We start from the raw sequence: 15,804 nt of genomic DNA on the forward strand, positions 1-15,804 counted from the left end.
GCCCGTTCGGTCAGTTCGGCCCCGTTCGGTTCGACTCCGCTCGACTCTGCTCTGTTCCACCCCAGATCGGTTCTATTCGGATCGGTTCCACTCGGCTCGGCTCGGCTCACGCTCGGTATCGACGGCACGCCCGTACCGCAGAACTGATGAGCACGTACGCACAGCGAAGAGATACGCACGTGGTGTCACACACGCGTGGTGTCATGTGGACTCGGCGTTCAACGGAAAGGAACGAGCGCTCATGCGCGAGATCCTCGGAAGGCGACGCAGGCTCCGGCTCCGGCGCAAGGAGGGTGCCGCCCGGCTCGACGCGGCCCTGACCTGCGCCACCGTATGGCAATGGCCCGTGCTCCCCGGAGTGGGGACGGCGCAGGCCGTCCCGCCCGGCGAGAGTGGCGGCCCCGGCTGCGCCTGCCCCGAACCCGACTGCGCCGTACCGGGCGCACACCCCTTCGATCCCGGACTGCTGGCGGCCACCACGGACGAGCGCATGGTGCGCTGGTGGTGGACCCACCGCCCCACCGCCCCCGTGATGCTGGCGACCGGCGGCCGTGCGCCCTGCGCGGTGAGCCTGCCCGCCGTGGTCGGCGCCAGAGCGCTGAGCGACCTCGACGCCCTCGGCATGCGGCTCGGCCCCGTCGTGGCGACGCCCACCCGGTGGTCGCTGCTGGTGGCCCCGTACAGCCTGGAACGGCTCGGTGAACTGCTGTACGCGAAGGACTGGGTGCCCAGCTCCCTCCGGTTCCACGGTGAGGGCGGCTATCTCGTCCTGCCGCCGTCCCGGATCGGCGCGGGTCAGGTCCGTTGGGAGCGGCCCCCCGCGGCGGAGGCGGCCTCCGCCGCCGCCCCGGTGTCCCGCAGACGGGCGAAGGGCGAGGCTCCCGCGGTCGCGGCGCCCTGGCTCCCGGACGTGGAAGCGGTCCTGGACGCCCTGGTCGAGGCGAGCACCGGCGCCCCCGGCGGCGGTAGTCGGCTCGCCCACTGACCGGCCGGGCGGCAACCGTGGCGCCCAAGAAGTGCCTGGCTCACGGTTCCTCGCACACAGGGTCCGGCTCCACAGGGGCCGGGGCATGGTGTCCGGCTCACTCGAACGGGTGTGAGCCGGGCCGGATCCCCGGTGAACGGGTGCCGAGCGACCCGGCGGCCTGCATTGCGCCGATATCGTCGCCCCGTCGTCAGGATTTCCGCGCAGTCGCCAGGTGGGGCCACCATGAATATCCGCATGACCGGTCTCACTGCTGTCGCCGTGTTCGTCTGGCTGGTTCCGCTGGTCGCTCCCGCGGATCCCGCTGTTGCCCCGGATGCCGTACCGGGTGATCCGGCGGCCGAGGCGAGAGTCCCTGGCGGACCGTCAGGAAATGTACGGGCAAAGACTTCTGATGGACCGTCCGGAGGCGAATCCGCCGCTCTTTCTCCGGCGTTGCTGAAATCCCCATCGAGAATGAGCGCAGCAGCCGGATTCCTGCCCGAGTTTGATCGTTCGCCCTCTTCTGGCGGTGACGATCGCATGGGCGGCATGGGCGGCATGGGCGGCATGGGTGGCGCGGGTGGCACGGGTGGCGGGCGGCGCCCGGACGCGGTGGCCCGGTGCGGCCCCGAACTGGTCGCACCGGAGGGCGTCGAGGCGCAGACCTGCGTCATGACCCAGGACGGCGAGACCTGGGCGCGCGCCTACTACCGGAACGTGACCGGGGAGGAAATCCGTTCCGTGCTCACGCTGCTGGGGCCGGGCGGGCGGACGGTGGAGCTGCACTGTGCGCCGGCCGCGAACGACGAGCCGGGCATCTGCGAGACGCCGCGCGTCCCGTCCTCGGGCGCGCCCCGGTCCGCGACGGCGGTGGCGGAGTTCGTGGGAGCCGGGCCCGTGGACGAGGTGCCGCTGCTGCTCCGCGCCGGATCCGAGCGGCCGCAGGGTGCCAAGGGCTGACTGGGGCCGGCCACAGGGGCATACGGGCCATGGCGGGACGGGCCGTGGCGGGGACCGGACCCTGACGTGCGGCGGGCTCCGACGTGACGGGCTCCGGCTCGGCGGGCGCGGTCTCAGGAGTGGTGCGGCCTCCGCGCCCGGGGGTGTCGCAGGGCGGGCCGCAGCCGGAAACGAAGACGCCCGGTCGCTGGCGACGGGGGATGCACCAGCGACCGGGCTTCTAGAACCGTAACAAGAGATCTGCCGTTCGCAAATTCGATCTCGCCCGTAGGGACGCCGATTTACTTACGAGTACGGCGAGTTGTGATGCGGGTCACCGTCTGCGGGGCCCTGTCGTCACTGTCAGCTGAGGGTCACCTGGCGGTTGGTGAGACCGCCCCGGGCGCGGCGTTCCTCGGCGGTGAGCGGGACGTCGGACGCGAGTGCCGTCGCCAGCCGCTCGGCGAACTCGACGGCGGGCTTCTCGCACGCCTCGGCCCCCATCGAGCTGGGCAGGTCCCAGACGGGGACCACGAGTCCGTGCGCCCGGAACGACCCGACCAGGCGGGTGCCGTCGCCGAGTGAGGAGGTGCCGGCGGCGTGCAGCCGGGCGAGCGCGTCGAGGAGCTGCTCCTCGGGGTGCGGCATGACCCAGCGCAGGTGGTTCTTGTCCGGGGTCTCGCACCAGTACGCGGCGTCGACGCCGGACAGCAGCGTCGTCGGGATCGCGGCGGCGTTCGCGCGCTCCAGCGAGGCGGACACCTCCGGCGTGGCGTTCTCCGCGTCCGGAACCCAGAACTCGAACCCGGAGTGCACGTTCGGCTCGAATGAGGCGTCCGGGGCGAGGAGGTCCTGGAGGCGCGGACCGTCGGCCGGCACACGCCGTGCGGTGACCGGGGAGCCGGGTTCGGCCTCCAGCGCGCGCTGGAGGGTGTCCGCGAGGTCGCGGCTGAGGTCGCCCGAGGAGGTGTCGTTCTGCAGGGCGAGCAGGACGGAACCATCGTCTCGGCGCAGTGCCGGCCAGGCCATCGGCAGCACCGTCGCGAGCGTCACCGACGGAACTCCCTCGGGCAGCCCGTCCTTGAGGGTCAGTTCGACCGTGGCGGCGGGCACCAGCTCGCGCAGCGCGACCCAGTCGCACTCGCCCGCGAGTCCCTCGAAGGGGCGGTGCACGAGCTCGGTCACGGCCTGGGCGGCGGCGCGTCCGTGACACGCCTTGTAACGGCGGCCCGATCCGCACGGGCAGGGCTCACGGGCCCCGACGACCGGGATCTCACCGTCCTTGAGCTGCTGCTTCCCGGCCTTGGACTGAGGGCGCTTCTTGGCCATGGTGGGCATTCTCCCGATTGCGACAGTGCGGACTCGGCGCGAGCCTAGCCGCCCGGGAAGCCTCGCTCGTCCCCAGTACGGGCTCGGCCCACGCCATCCGCACGCCCCGGCCACGTCGTCCGCATGCTCGGCCCATGTCGTCCGCGTGCGCGGCGTGCCTCGTTCGTGCGCCAGGCCTTCACGTGAGTCGTGCGCTCAGCCCACGTCGTCGAAGGCCTCGGAGAGGCCAAGCTCCTCGAACCCGGTGAGCCCGCCGATGCCGTTCGAGCCGATGCCATGGGTGCCGGATCCGTTGGTCCTTGATCCGTTGGTCCTTGAGCCGTTGCCGCCGATGCCGGGCGGCTTCCTGGAGGAGACCAGGGCCCAGACGGTGACCTCGCCGGACGAGTCGTCCCGTACGCCCCATTCCTGGGCCAGGGCGCTGATGATGTTGAGGCCCCGGCCGCCGCGTGCCGTCACCGAAGGGGTGGCCGGCACCGGGCGGGTCGGGCCGCCGCCGTCCGTGACCTCCACGGTGAGTGCGCCGGCGGTGTCCATCCGCCAGGCGGCGCGGACATCTCCGTCGCCCACGTCGGTGTGCCGCCCCAGAGGCCTGCCGTGTCGGCAGGCGTTGCTGAGAAGTTCGGAAAGGATCAGAACGGCGTCGTCGACGACCGCGTCCGACACCCCGTTGCCGCGCAACTGTTCACGCATCCGGCGTCGTGCCTGCCCTACGCCGGCAGGGCCATGAGGAATGGCCATGCTCGACGACGCGGGCACTTCTTGTGCCACCACCAACGCCACCCCCGAGACCTCCTTTGCCCCACGCCACGGGTTGGATGCCCCACTGAGCTGCACCGGAAACCGGCCAATGCACTCCCGGTGACGCACTCGTGACGGTCGAACCCGCAGTGAGTGCGCCGGTGCACACCCCGTAACGGTCGAGGTCGGGGCCCTGGTGGGTCCTCATCCGTGCTAAATGCGGCCCAGTTGGGACAGAACCTGCTTGGGGCGGTTGGTGATGATCGCCTCGACGCCGAGTTCGGCGCACATGTCGACGTCGGCCGGTTCGTTCACGGTCCACACGTGCACCCGGTGCCCCGCACGGTGCAGCCGTTCGATGTATCCGGGGTGACTGCGCACGATCCGCATGCCCGGCCCCGCGATCCGGGCCCCGGCGGGCAGCCGGCCGTCGCGCATCCGGGGCGAGACGAACTGCATCAGGTAGACCGTCGGCAGCGTGGGAGCGGCGGCCTGGACGCGGTGGAGGGAGCGGGCGGAGAAGCTCATGACGCGGATGGGGGAGGGCCCGTCCGCAGGCGGATCGGCCAGCTCGAAGCGCTTCAGGAGATGCAGCAGCCGCTCCTCGACCTGTCCGGCCCAGCGGGTGGGGTGTTTCGTCTCGATGGCCAGCTGCAGCGGCCGCCCGGTGGCGCGGACCTCGGTGAAGAGCTCCAGGAGCCGTTCCAGGGTGAGTACGGAGGTGAGCTCGCCCGGTACCGGATCCCAGTCGGGCGACTCCTCGCGGTCCTTCCAGGAGCCGAAGTCGAGGGCGGCGAGGTCGGCGAGCTCCAGCGCCGACACGGCGCCGCGCCCGTTGGACGTACGGTTCACCCGCCGGTCGTGGACGCAGACGAGATGGCCGTCGGCGGTGAGCCGGACATCGCATTCCAAGGCGTCGGCACCGTCCTCGATCGCCTTGCGGTAGGCGGCCAGGGTGTGCTCGGGGGCATCGTCGGAGGCCCCGCGGTGGGCGATGACCTGGATGGAGGTGTGCGCGCTGCGCTGCCGTGCGTGGGTCACCCGCGCCATGGTGTCATCGCCGCGGGGATGGCTGAGCACATGTCACCCTGGAGGTCTGTTTTGTCGGATGTAAAGATTGGTGTGCGGATGCACAGGTCCTGCTTACAGTGGCCCGACGTGTCGTGGGAAAAGCTGACCGCAGACACGAGCACAGCGGATTTCTTGCCGAACGCCGACTGGATGCCGAGTGGAACCGAGGAGTAAAGAGCTGTGAGCACCGAGAACGAGGGCAACGAGGGCAACGCGGTACCGGCCGTGCCGTCCGTTCCGTCCGCACCTCCCGGGCCGGCCGCCACTCCCGAACCGGTGACCGACGGAGCCACGCCGCCGCCTGCCCCGGCCGAGATCCCGGCCCGGAACCCGGATCAGGACGCCACGCACAAGACGCCGCACGACACCGCGCGTCTTCCCGCGCACGACACCGGAGCAGCGGAGCCCGCCCCGCACGCCCCCAGCGCGGGGGCACAGACACCGGGAGCACCGGCGCACGCCGTAGCGCCGCGCCACGACCCCACGCACCAGGGCTCCCCGGCCTACCCGGGCGCTCCGACCACGCCCGCGTACGCCCAGGGCGCTCACCCGGCGCCGTCCCAGCCGCCGCGGCCGCCCCAGCACTCCCCGTACGGAGCGACACCCGGATACGGAGCGGAGCCCGGGGTCCCCGCGGGCGCCGCGTCTTGGCCGCCGCCTCCGCCCGCCGTCCCGTCGTACGCCGACGGGGGTGCCGGTCACGCGACCGGCGGTATCGGCAACGGCAGCGGTCACGGCCCGGTCTGGGGCGCTCCCGTCCCGCCCGGCTCCGATTCCCCGGGCAGGAAGAGCGGCAAGGCTCGAGGGAGCGGTCTGGTGGCGGCCGTGGCCGTCGCGGCCCTCGTCGCGGGCGGCATCGGCGGAGCCCTCGGGTTCTGGGCGGCCGACCGGAACGACGGCAATGGCGGCGGCTCGACCACCATCTCGGCGTCGGACACCCCGAGGGACCTGAAGCGCCCGGCGGGCACGGTGGCCGGGGTCGCGGCGAAGGCGCTTCCCAGCGTGGTCACCGTCGACGCGCAGGGCGGCCAGGGAGAGGGCGGCACGGGCACGGGCTTCGTGTACGACAAGGAAGGTCACATCCTCACCAACAACCACGTGGTGGCGTCCGCCGCGGAGTCCGGCGAACTGTCGGCGACCTTCTCCGACGGCAAGAAGTACGCCGCCGAGGTGGTCGGCCGGGCACAGGGCTACGACGTGGCCGTACTGAAGCTCAAGAACCCTCCCGCGGGCCTCGCCCCGTTGCCGCTGGGCAACTCGGAGGGCGTCGCGGTCGGCGACTCGACGATCGCGATCGGCGCGCCTTTCGGCCTCTCCAACACGGTCACCACGGGCATCATCAGTGCGAAGAACCGCCCGGTGGCGTCCGGGGACGGCTCCAGCAACAAGAACTCGTACATGAGCGCCCTGCAGACCGACGCCTCGATCAACCCGGGCAACTCCGGCGGTCCGCTGCTGGACGCGACGGGCGCGGTCATCGGCATCAACTCCGCGATCCAGTCGACCGGCGGCGGCCTCGGCCAGTCCCAGGCCGGCTCCATCGGCCTCGGCTTCGCGATCCCGGTCAACCAGGCCAAGAACGTCGCCGAGCAGCTGATCAAGACCGGCAAACCGGTCTACCCGGTGATCGGCGCGACGGTCACGATGGAAGAGAAGACGGGCGGCGCGGCCATCTCCGCCGAGGGATCGGGCGGCACCCCCGCCGTCAGCCCGAACGGCCCGGCGGCCAAGGCGGGCCTGAAGGCGGGTGACGTGATCACGAAGTTCAACGACACCGTGATCGACAGCGGCCCGACCCTGATCGGCGAGATCTGGACCCGCAAGCCGGGCGAGAAGGTGACCCTGACGTACGAGCGCGACGGCAAGACGGCCACGGCCGAAGTCACCCTGGGCCAGCGCGAGGGCGACAGCTGACCGGCTAGGCTGTCCCACGCGTCGAACGGGCCCCACGCGGGGCCTGGCGGCCCATCGGCTTGCACAGCGACCGGACCACCGACGCGGGGTGGGTTGCCCGAGCGGCCTAAGGGAACGGTCTTGAAAACCGTCGTGGCAGCGATGTCACCGTGGGTTCAAATCCCACACCCACCGCCAGGTGAGAGAAGTAGCAGGTCAGAGGGCGGGTCTCCGGAACGGGGGCCCGCCCTCTGCGTTCACCTTGTCTCACCTCATGCCCCTGATTCCCGGTGCCGACCAGGGCGTGTGGGCCATAGGCGGGCCAGGATCAGCCCTACTCCTCGGCGCGAAGCCCCAGCTCAACTAGCCGGTTGGCCGCCGCCGACCCGCCCTTGAGGAGCTTGGCGTAGAACCGGTAGAGCACGGCGAGGCTGTGGCCGGCGCGGTAGGCGGCCTCCACCGGGTCCATGCCGGATTTGATCCACAGCGAGATCGCGGCGTGCCGCAGGGAGTACGGGACCTCTGCCAGCGCGGTCCGAAGCTCCTGCTCGCTGAGCACTGCCTTCCGCGCTTCGCTCCAGGCGTCGGAGTATTCGTTCGACGTCAGACGGCCGCCGCGCACCGCCCGAAACAGCCGACCGTCCGGTGCGACGCCGAAGCGCGCGATGTGGGCGCGGACCATGCGCACGTATACCGGCGGGACGGGAACCGCCCGTACAGCCTTCCGAGCCCGGTGCTTCAGGCCGCGCTCGTCGTGGGACTTCCCGCTGTCGGTCCAGCCTCCCCCGACCTCCGGGTGGCTCTCCGAAACGAGCACTTCGCCCCACGCCTCCGGCTCGCTCTCCGAAGGCAGGATGAAGTCCGACTCCTTGAGTGCCGCGGCTTCGCCGGGACGCGTCGCCACGTAGTAGACAGCTCCGTAGAACGCCTCCAGTTCCTCACCACGTTCTCCCTGCGCGGCCACGGCGGCGAGCAGTGCGCGAGCGAGTCGAGGGCCGGGCACCCACCGGAAATCGACCTCGTCTGAGGTCTGGGGAGCTGCCCAGTCCACCGAGAGGAACGGGTGGCGGATGAGGAGGGCCCGTTCCTCAACCGCGTAGCGGAAGGCGTTGCTCAGCACCATGCGCTTCCGGTTGGCGGTGTTCTCCGCCGCAGGCTTGCCGTTCAGGAGCCGGGAAAGGGCCGTGAGCGCCGCTCGCACGTGCTCCGGCTTCGCGGCTTCGTCCACCCGCATCGAATGCTGCCCAACCCACTCCAGTGCCTTCCGGACGTCGTCGGGGGGTTCTTGGGCGTCGGAGCGCGAGACGATCTGATCCTTCGGGCCGTCCACGGCTCGAAACGCCCACTGGTACAGAGCGGTACGTAGTACGCGGGCATCAGGTCGGGCACTGGGCCCAGTCGTGAAGACGGGTGTCACAACTGCAAGGGATTCCGCAATGCTCGCTCGATGCTTCGCAGCCGCCCCGGGCCACTTCATCAGCGCGTACGCCTTGGCGTGCTCGAACCATGTTGGCATTGCGAGGGCGGCAAGCTCCTTCTCAGGAAGACCGGTCTCCTCGTCGAACTGCTGGCCCGCTCGCAGAGCAGCCATGAGCTGAGAGCGGCGACCATCGGCCTGCGGTTTGAGGGTGAAGCTTTTCGAGTGCCCCTCGGCTCCCACACGCCAGCGGAGTTCCCAGGGCTTCGGCCGGCCTTTGCGTTGCCGGATGGACCAGATGACGACATCGAAGGTGAGCATGTGTCTCCATGAAGAGAGGGCCCGCCGTAGCGGGCCCTCTCTTGGTCAGGTCGGTGCGGACTCAGGCGGCTTCCTCGTACCTGGCGAGCCAGGCGTCAAGGTCGGCTCGGCGTACGCGCACCTGGTGGTTCGGGAGCTTGATGAGCTTGGGTGCGAGGCCCCGTGCGCGAAGCCGGTAGAACGCGGCGCGAGACATGTTGAGTTCGGCGAGGACTTCGGGGAGCTTGAGCATCTGGGGGCGGGCCATCGTGTGGGCTCCTTCGAGACGTCTGGTCGCCACAGAAACCACGTAATACACAGAAACCCTGTCTGGGTGGTCTGACCTGCGGTTTTGGTGGTGGGGGTGGGCTGCCACAGAAAGCGCGGGAAGTTCCACAGAAATAAGGGGCCGGTGGGCGGCTCGTATTTGTGTGGTTCTTCTGCGGGTTTCTGTGGCAGCCGCCCCGGGGCCGCTCGGGGCGGTGTTGTCGCAGGTCAGGGGTGGCGTGGGGTTATTTCTGTGATTCTGTGGTTTCTGTGGCGGGGTTCAGGCGGTGGGTTCGCTGAGCTGGGGGTGGGTGAGGTAGCGCGGGGAGGGCGGGCGGCCGCGTCCTCCGGTCTTGGCGACGGGTTGGGCCCGGACGTACCCGTGGTCTTCCAACAGGTCCAGCGCGGGGTCGAGGTCCGCGACGGTGGAGAATTCGGCGCGGGAGAGCTTGGTCATGACCTCGCGTTTGCTGACCTCGGCCCACTGGTTGGCCCGGAGCAGGTCCAGGACGGTGCGGGCGCGGTTGGCGGTGTGGTCGGCTCCCATGAGGTCGAACACCGCCAGGGCGTGGCCGGTGAAGTAGTCCGCGAGCTTGATGGCGTCGCGCATGGTGTCGGCGGTGACGGGCTGGGTGTGCCCGTTCTCGGTGTGCGCGGCCAGGTGGAGCAGCCCGGCGAGCCGGGCAGTCGCGCCGCCCAGCTTCGCGGCCCAGTTCCTAATGTGCCCGAGGTCCCCGCCCCGCTTCCGCAGCCGGGGTTCCTGCCTGCGCTCGTAAGCGGCCAGGGCCTCGTTGGCCTCGGGTGCGAGCTGGAGTACAGCCGGATCGGTCCAGCCCGCCAGAGACATCACCAGGGAGGTGACGCGCTCCTCATACAGGTCGGCCACGTCCTCGGCCAGGGGTTCCGGGGTGACTTCCCGATAGCCCACCAGGTCCTCGGGGAGGGAGTACAGGAACCTGCCCAACAGGCCCCTGTCCCCCGCTCCCTTGATGCGGCTGATGTCCTCCAGGACGGAGGGCTGAACGGTCTGGCCCATGGTGAGTGCGGGGGAGTCGATGAACTCCTCACGCCCCCTACGGTCCACCCGCAGCCGGTCCCCGGCGTGGCCCTTGAGGAAGGGCTCCATGTTGGGGGTGCCGGAGTAGCGTCCGGCGATGATGTCGAAGATCCCGCCCTCGGCCGACATGACGGAGAGCCTGCCGCCCTGTTCCGCGAGGAGTGAGGAGATGACTTCCGGGGTGGCGTCGTCGGCCAGCAGCCGGGGCTTGTTGGGCACGGTGACGGCTTCGGCGGCTTGTCCGAGGCTGATGGCTTCGGCCATGAGCTGATCGCGCTTGTCGGCGTCCGCGCGGGCTGCCTTGGTGGCTGCGTTGTCCGCGACTTCCTTGGCGAGGCGTGCGGTGAGTTCGGCCTCGATGATGGCCCCGGCCGCCGCTGTGGCCATCAGCTTCTCGCACGTGTAGAGCGGGTCCGTCATCAGCCCGAACACGGCGCTCTTGCGGCTGCCCGGAGGCAGGGCCATGACGACGAAGAGGTTCAGCGGCTCCCGCCACCGGCCCCGGACATGGACGGTGGCGCGGCCTCCGGCAGCGGTCGCCAGGACCGCGAGAGCGAGCGACCCCGCAGCATCCACCGCCGTTTGCGTCTCCTCCGCGACCCCGCGCACGAAGTCACCGAGCCAGGGCGGGAAGACCTCCGTGGGGAACGCCGGCAGTTCGCGGCGGGCGGTCAGCGGGATCGGGTCGTCCCACACCGCCGCGGATTCCTGCTGTGCGTCCAGGGCGGCGAATCCGGCCCACAGGTCCGCACTGTCCACAGGCTGTGTGCTCATGCCGCACTCGCCTCCCGTGCGCCGCCCCGTACGAGGCCGGAGCGGATCGCGGTCCGGCACTCGGACGCGGACAGGCCCGCCGACTGTCCGGCGCTCATCAGCTCACTGGTGACGGTGGCCTCGGTCAGGTCCTCGGTGCGGATGAGGCGGGCCAGGGCGTAGGCGGCGAAGTACACCGACCGATTACGACCGCCCTCACGGGCGGACAGCACCTTTTCCAGCTCCCCGCGCAGGGCCGTGGTGCTGTAGGCGGTGGCGTTGCGCATCCGGGCCGACAGCTCCGACAGGGGCATCGGGGCCGGTGCGGGCCGGGTGATGAGCAGGTCACTAAGCCACGCAGGGAGGGGGGCGGCCGGGGCCTCGTGAATGACCTCATAGCCCCCGGTGCCGACCAGGCTTCCGGCGCCGACCACGTACCCGCCCCAAGCCCGGGTATCGACCTTCCACCCCAGGGTGCCGCCCGTGCTGCGTAGCGTCTTTCCCTCGGGGGCGGTGAAGTACAGGTGCTGTCCGCCACGGCGGGTGCGCACGGTGTACGTCTCGGTCGGCATCCGCTGACCGGCGCGCTCGCAGAGTGCGGCGAACACGTCCAGCCCATCGGCCATGCCCGCCCACTCGGACGGTGCGGTGTCGTCAGCGTCCTTGGGCAGGTCCAGGTCCACCACGACGAGGTCGGCGGGGCCGGTGGCGATCCCGGCGTTGTACGGGGCCGACTCCCAGCAGGCACGGATGCTGTCCGCGTCCAGGGTGGCTCGCTGCTCCGGGGTGCGGTGACCGTCCGCGCACCGGCCGGTGCCGGGGCAGGACCGTTCCGGGTGCCCGGCAGGGCGCTTGTCGCCGGGGCGGATGGGGAAGACGGGCCAGCCGCGCTCTGCGGCGGCCAGGGCCGCGGACAGCAGCGTGGCCTTGCGGTCATGCGTCATGCTGGAGGTCTCCAGTTCTGTTGAGGGCTGGGAGACAAGGGCGGCCCCGGTCTTTTGCCGAGAGGGGGCCGCCCTTGGCGTAGCTACTGGTGTTTGGTCCAGCGGACGTACTGCTGGCGGGTGTAGTGGCGCGGGTTGCGGATCACTCCTGCACCGTCGAGGTCCATGAGGCGGCGGGCGGCTTCGGTGGCGGCTTCGGCCGCGTCGCCGGGGGCGTCCTCGCGTTCGTCGGCGAGGGCGATGCGGTCCAGGAGGGCCGCCTTGCGGAGCCAGAACTCACGCGTCGCCGCCGTGCCGAACGGCCTTTCCGCTGCTGCCTGCGCGGTCCATCCAATCTCACGGACGATGCTCGGGGCGAGAGCGTAGGCATCCTCTGGCGTGGGCCAGGTGTTGGCGGCGGGGAGCTCGGCGGTGATGTAGAGGCGCTCGCCACCGAAAGTGCGGGAGAAGCTGCTGCGGACGGAGCCGATGTCGAACTTGGATCGCAGCCCGCTGACGACGGCCTCGCGGTCGGCGGCCTCGCAGATGATGCGGATCTCGAACACGGTTCAGTGCTCCTTGGTGATGTCGACGGCGGGGAGTTCGGGTAGCCCGGCGCGGGTGAGCGCGGCGGGGTCGTAGCCGGGGAGGGCGGCGCGGGTGATGAGCGCGGTGACGAGCTGCTCGGCGTACGCGGCCCCGGCCCGGGCAGCTTCGATCTCGGCTCCGGCGCGGAGGGCTTCGACGCGCTCCACGTGGGCGTGGTCCTCGCGCCGGACGACGCTCTGCCGGTGGTGGGCGAGGGTGTTGCGGCGGTCGGTGCGCCAGTAGCGGGCGGCGATCCCGTACGCGACGGCGGTGGCCACCGCCCACAGCAGGATCGGCAGCGACCAGCCGTCGGCGTAGCCGGAGACCCCGGCGAGGGCGAGGGCTCCGGAGGTGGCGAACGCGGTCCCGGCGAGGACCCCGTCACCACCGCCGTGCCCGACGGCGGCGAACGCGCCGGCCGTTGCGGCACCGGCCGCGAGGGCGACCATCAGCACGGCGTTGCCGGTGGAGTGTTCGGCCCCGTTGGCGTTCCAGATCCGCCCGAGGATCAGCACCGTGGAAGTGCCGATGGCCGGGGCCACCCTCGGAGCCGCGAGCGCGGCCCAGTGACGCTGGACGAGAGGTTCGTTCATGACGATGCCTCCTACAGGTCCGGGATGGCGTCGATGACGGCGGTGGTGAGTTCGTTGATCGGTGCGGAGGCTCCGGTGGAGGCGAGGAAGAACCCGAACATCACGGCGATGAACGCGGAGCCCCAGCCGAGGGAGTTGGAGCGGAGCAGGAAGAACAGGACGAGTCCGAAGAGCAGGACCAGGGAGACGGTGACGGCCACGATGGGCCCCTTTCCGAGGGCGGTCGACGGTGCGATGGGTGGGGGTGGTCAGCGGGTGCCGTCGCGGTGGAGGCGGGCGGCGACGTTGTAGAGGTGGCGGCCGATCCGGATGCGCTTGCCGGTGGCCTTGCAGCGGCGGCAGTCCTTGCCGCGCTTGGCCCGGCCCTTGCGGTCGGTCTTCATCGCGAACCCCCAGCCACGGCAGCGGCGGCAGTTCCCGAACGGCGCGACCGCACACAGGGATGCGTAACTGAGCGTGATGAACATGAGGAGTGCGCTAGCGAGCAGGGCAGGGGTCATCAAGGGCCTCCCAGGCCGGATTCCGGGGTTTTCGCAGGTGGGGTGCTAGGTACTAGCGTGCTGATCACGCGGCGTATGGGCCGCTAGCGGTGCCGCTAGACCTAGCGGGGGTAGCTGCTAGGTCTAGCGGCGTGGCGGGGTCAGCTCGCGTCCCGCTTTCCGTCACGCTCCGCAATCGCGGTGAGGATGCGGGCGCGTTCGATACCGCGCCGGTTCGCGCCCTTCCCGGCCTCGGTCTTGCCCCACACCTGACCGGTGGGAACGCCATGCGGCTTGAGCGCGGTGGCCAGTTGCTCCGGCTCCCAGCCCCCGTACACGTCCGGGCGGAGGTCGGCGAGGCGGGCGACGACGGTCTCGGACCACAGCTTGGGCTCTTCGGCCGGCACGACGGCGAGGATGTCGGCGAGCAGGTCGAACCCGCTCGTCTCCCGGTCCTCGAACGACTCGCCCGCGGCGTGGCCGGTGAGGGTTCCGGCTGCTTCGCGCAGGCGGCGGGCCCGCAGCCCGATCACCTCGGCGGTGGGGGCGTCGACGTAGACGGACGAGACGATCCGGGCGTCGGCACCTTCGCCGACGAAGTAGTGGATCCCCTTGTCCTTCCAGCTGAACATCGTCGCCCGGATCCCCCGCTTGTACGACGACGTACCGAGCACCATGTCGTTTTCGAGCTGGCCCATGACCTTCAGGCACCACCGGGCCGACGCGTTCGCGCTGATCCCGGTGGGCAGGGCCTTGGCGTCCGGGCGCTGGGTGGCGAGCAGGAGCACGATCCCGGTCGCAGGGCCGCGCTTGACCAGGTCGGTGCAGATTTCCTCGAACTCCCCGCCGTGCTTGGGGTGCTCGAACCAGACCTGGCACTCATCCACCCCGATCACGATTGGGTGCAGGCCCAGCTCCTTCTTGTTCGCCAGCTCGGAGGTGACCTTGGACTCCGGGCAGATGTCCCGCGGCAGGGACCGGATCATCTTGGCCCGGCGGCGCAGCTCGGCGCGCAGGGCCCGCAGGTCTTCGAGGGCGTATTCGATGTCCTCGTCATCGTCCCCGGCCCGGTGCCGGTGCGAGACCCGCTCGCCGACGGGGTCGAGGTCGCCGGTGCCCTTGAGGTCGTAGGTGTGGACCTCGGCACGCGCGTCCAGAGCGGCGATCAGCAGGAGCAGACGCAGAAGGAACGTCTTGCCCATGCGGGGGATCGCGCCGATGACCCCGGCGATGTACATCAGGGTGATGTCGACCCAGCGTCCCCGCTGGTCAGTGCCGAAGGAGACGGGCTTGAACAGGTCGACGGAGCCGCCCTTGGCCAGCGGCCACGCAGGCTTCGCGGCGGTCGACATGTCCTGATCCCCGACCCACATGACGAGGCGGCCGGTGTGTTCGTCGGGGACGGCTTCGGGCCAGACGCACCCGAGCGGGCGGCGCAGGCCGGAGGCGAGCTTGTCGCGGCGCTCGATCACGTCGGTGACCGTGACGCCGTAGGGGAGGTCGCCCTCCGCACGCCACCCGGGCCCGTCGCGGGTGATCGGGGCGGTGAATGTGAACCCGTCCCGACCCTTGCCCTGAGCCTGGCTGATAGCCGAAATGCCGAGCGCACCGAGGGCGCGCAGGACGATGTCGGAGGTGAGCTTGGGCGCCTTCGTCATCTCCACCGCCCGGGTGATGACCGGAGCGTCGGCCTGCGTGCCGGCCGACCCGAGCGCCATCAACAACGCTCCGACGGTGAGGAGTTGAAGCCAGCCGGGGGCGAGGACGTAGATGGCGACCGCTGCCCCGACCCCGACGAACAGGGCCAGCGTCGCCACGACGGTACGCAGCCGTACCCGGCCGTCGCGCTGACGGGAGAGCTTGAGGTACTCGGCTGCGTCTTCGCGCCGGACGGAGGCGAGGCGGACGGGCTCTCCCTCGCGGTCGGCCACCCACCGCATGCTCGCGCCCACGAACTTCGCCGCCCCGACCGGAGCCTGGAACGTGAGCCTGGCGGCGTAGTACGGGGAGCGCAACGCGTGATACCCGGCCAGATGGCCGTAGTGCCCGCCCGCCCACTTCGCGGCGGTCCGGAACTCCTTGCCCGACCGCAGCCAGGCCGGGACGATCGCCCGCCGCTTCGCCCCCATGAGTCGGCCCATGAAGCCGGGGCCGACTTCGGTGGGTCCGTCGACCATGACGGGCTCGGTCGGGTCGCCCGACTCGGTACCCGACTCACGGTCCGGCCGGTCGGGCGTGGGGTCGGCCGACGGGCCGGTGGCGGGGTCGGCCGACTCGGCGCGGGCGGTGCGGGCCTTGTCGAGGTCGACCACATCCCCGACCGAGTCGGGTTCGGTGGGGGTGTTCATGTCGGCTTCGAGTCGGTTGAAGAGTTCGCTTTCGTCGTCGTGATTCACTGACTGTCCTTCCCGGACGACAGGGTTGGGAGGGGTCCGGACGGCGCTGTGGTAGGCCGACCGTCCGGGCCCCGGCAGAGCGGGTGCGTGC

General features: G+C 70.8%; 15 protein-coding genes and 1 tRNA gene. 4 read left to right on the forward strand and 12 right to left on the reverse strand.

Features of this window, described 5'->3' with window-relative positions; all coding sequences use genetic code 11:
* Positions 1 to 241: 241 nt before the first annotated feature.
* Entirely contained in the window at positions 242 to 985 is a 744-nt protein-coding gene (locus ACZ60Q_RS08250) for a bifunctional DNA primase/polymerase (protein WP_469630140.1), read from the forward strand.
* Between the two features lie 456 nt (positions 986 to 1,441).
* Positions 1,442 to 1,927, forward strand: a complete 486-nt coding sequence (locus tag ACZ60Q_RS08255) for a hypothetical protein (RefSeq protein ID WP_469630142.1) — start codon at positions 1,442 to 1,444, stop codon at positions 1,925 to 1,927.
* A 342-nt stretch (positions 1,928 to 2,269) separates the two neighbouring features.
* Here the strand turns inward: ACZ60Q_RS08255 and ACZ60Q_RS08260 are convergent, their stop codons facing one another.
* From ACZ60Q_RS08260 to ACZ60Q_RS08270, 3 genes are all read right to left on the reverse strand, one after another.
* Complete coding sequence (locus tag ACZ60Q_RS08260; protein ID WP_469630144.1) at positions 2,270 to 3,235, reverse strand: DUF5926 family protein; 966 nt, start codon at positions 3,233 to 3,235, stop codon at positions 2,270 to 2,272.
* Positions 3,236 to 3,430: 195 nt separating this feature from the next.
* Positions 3,431 to 4,105: an ATP-binding protein gene (locus tag ACZ60Q_RS08265; protein ID WP_469630146.1), complete on the reverse strand. Its 675-nt coding sequence runs from the start codon at positions 4,103 to 4,105 to the stop codon at positions 3,431 to 3,433.
* An 84-nt stretch (positions 4,106 to 4,189) separates the two neighbouring features.
* Positions 4,190 to 5,026: a glycerophosphodiester phosphodiesterase gene (locus ACZ60Q_RS08270; protein ID WP_469631248.1), complete on the reverse strand. Its 837-nt coding sequence runs from the start codon at positions 5,024 to 5,026 to the stop codon at positions 4,190 to 4,192.
* A gap of 201 nt (positions 5,027 to 5,227) precedes the next feature.
* Here ACZ60Q_RS08270 and ACZ60Q_RS08275 point away from each other — a divergent pair, with 201 nt between their 5' ends.
* Together ACZ60Q_RS08275 and ACZ60Q_RS08280 are read left to right on the forward strand one after the other, a co-directional pair.
* Entirely contained in the window at positions 5,228 to 6,961 is a 1,734-nt protein-coding gene (locus ACZ60Q_RS08275) for a S1C family serine protease (protein WP_469630150.1), read from the forward strand.
* A gap of 87 nt (positions 6,962 to 7,048) precedes the next feature.
* A tRNA-Ser gene (locus tag ACZ60Q_RS08280) sits at positions 7,049 to 7,138 on the forward strand.
* Positions 7,139 to 7,274: 136 nt separating this feature from the next.
* On the opposite strand, the gene ACZ60Q_RS08285 is transcribed toward ACZ60Q_RS08280, so the two are convergent.
* The 9 genes from ACZ60Q_RS08285 to ACZ60Q_RS08325 form a co-directional block, all read right to left on the reverse strand.
* Positions 7,275 to 8,678 carry a tyrosine-type recombinase/integrase gene (locus ACZ60Q_RS08285; RefSeq protein WP_469630152.1) on the reverse strand — a complete coding sequence of 468 codons (1,404 nt, stop codon included), beginning with the start codon at positions 8,676 to 8,678 and terminating at the stop codon, positions 7,275 to 7,277.
* 61 nt (positions 8,679 to 8,739) lie between these two features.
* The gene (locus tag ACZ60Q_RS08290) at positions 8,740 to 8,925 is read right to left on the reverse strand and encodes a helix-turn-helix transcriptional regulator (RefSeq protein ID WP_030329340.1); all 186 of its coding nucleotides are present in this window, start codon (positions 8,923 to 8,925) and stop codon (positions 8,740 to 8,742) included.
* Positions 8,926 to 9,204: 279 nt separating this feature from the next.
* The gene (locus tag ACZ60Q_RS08295; RefSeq protein WP_469630154.1) at positions 9,205 to 10,755 is read right to left on the reverse strand and encodes a YfjI family protein; all 1,551 of its coding nucleotides are present in this window, start codon (positions 10,753 to 10,755) and stop codon (positions 9,205 to 9,207) included.
* On the reverse strand, positions 10,752 to 11,678 hold the full coding sequence (locus tag ACZ60Q_RS08300) for a bifunctional DNA primase/polymerase (RefSeq protein ID WP_469630157.1): 927 nt from the start codon (positions 11,676 to 11,678) through the stop codon (positions 10,752 to 10,754). Before ACZ60Q_RS08300 ends, ACZ60Q_RS08295 begins: the two co-directional genes overlap by 4 nt.
* 83 nt (positions 11,679 to 11,761) lie before the next feature.
* Entirely contained in the window at positions 11,762 to 12,223 is a 462-nt protein-coding gene (locus ACZ60Q_RS08305; protein ID WP_469630160.1) for a hypothetical protein, read from the reverse strand.
* Between the two features lie 3 nt (positions 12,224 to 12,226).
* Positions 12,227 to 12,838, reverse strand: coding sequence for a hypothetical protein (locus ACZ60Q_RS08310; RefSeq protein ID WP_469630162.1), 612 nt, complete (start codon positions 12,836 to 12,838; stop codon positions 12,227 to 12,229).
* Positions 12,839 to 12,849: 11 nt separating this feature from the next.
* Positions 12,850 to 13,038 carry a hypothetical protein gene (locus ACZ60Q_RS08315; protein ID WP_469630165.1) on the reverse strand — a complete coding sequence of 63 codons (189 nt, stop codon included), beginning with the start codon at positions 13,036 to 13,038 and terminating at the stop codon, positions 12,850 to 12,852.
* Between the two features lie 48 nt (positions 13,039 to 13,086).
* Positions 13,087 to 13,338 carry a hypothetical protein gene (locus ACZ60Q_RS08320; protein WP_469630167.1) on the reverse strand — a complete coding sequence of 84 codons (252 nt, stop codon included), beginning with the start codon at positions 13,336 to 13,338 and terminating at the stop codon, positions 13,087 to 13,089.
* 140 nt (positions 13,339 to 13,478) lie between these two features.
* Entirely contained in the window at positions 13,479 to 15,713 is a 2,235-nt protein-coding gene (locus ACZ60Q_RS08325) for a cell division protein FtsK (RefSeq protein ID WP_469630171.1), read from the reverse strand.
* Positions 15,714 to 15,804 lie beyond the last annotated feature (91 nt).

This window comes from Streptomyces sp. NPDC104313 (assembly GCF_055583985.1).

Coding starts and splice junctions, on each gene's coding strand:
- ACZ60Q_RS08260 (WP_469630144.1), bottom strand. CDS start 3,235: ATGGCCAAGAAGCGCCCTCAGTCCAAGGCCGGGAAGCAGCAGCTCAAG.
- ACZ60Q_RS08290 (WP_030329340.1), bottom strand. CDS start 8,925: ATGGCCCGCCCCCAGATGCTCAAGCTCCCCGAAGTCCTCGCCGAACTC.
- ACZ60Q_RS08295 (WP_469630154.1), bottom strand. CDS start 10,755: ATGAGCACACAGCCTGTGGACAGTGCGGACCTGTGGGCCGGATTCGCC.
- ACZ60Q_RS08255 (WP_469630142.1), top strand. CDS start 1,442: ATGAGCGCAGCAGCCGGATTCCTGCCCGAGTTTGATCGTTCGCCCTCT.
- ACZ60Q_RS08300 (WP_469630157.1), bottom strand. CDS start 11,678: ATGACGCATGACCGCAAGGCCACGCTGCTGTCCGCGGCCCTGGCCGCC.
- ACZ60Q_RS08320 (WP_469630167.1), bottom strand. CDS start 13,338: ATGACCCCTGCCCTGCTCGCTAGCGCACTCCTCATGTTCATCACGCTC.
- ACZ60Q_RS08310 (WP_469630162.1), bottom strand. CDS start 12,838: ATGAACGAACCTCTCGTCCAGCGTCACTGGGCCGCGCTCGCGGCTCCG.
- ACZ60Q_RS08285 (WP_469630152.1), bottom strand. CDS start 8,678: ATGCTCACCTTCGATGTCGTCATCTGGTCCATCCGGCAACGCAAAGGC.
- ACZ60Q_RS08250 (WP_469630140.1), top strand. CDS start 242: ATGCGCGAGATCCTCGGAAGGCGACGCAGGCTCCGGCTCCGGCGCAAG.
- ACZ60Q_RS08270 (WP_469631248.1), bottom strand. CDS start 5,026: ATGGCGCGGGTGACCCACGCACGGCAGCGCAGCGCGCACACCTCCATC.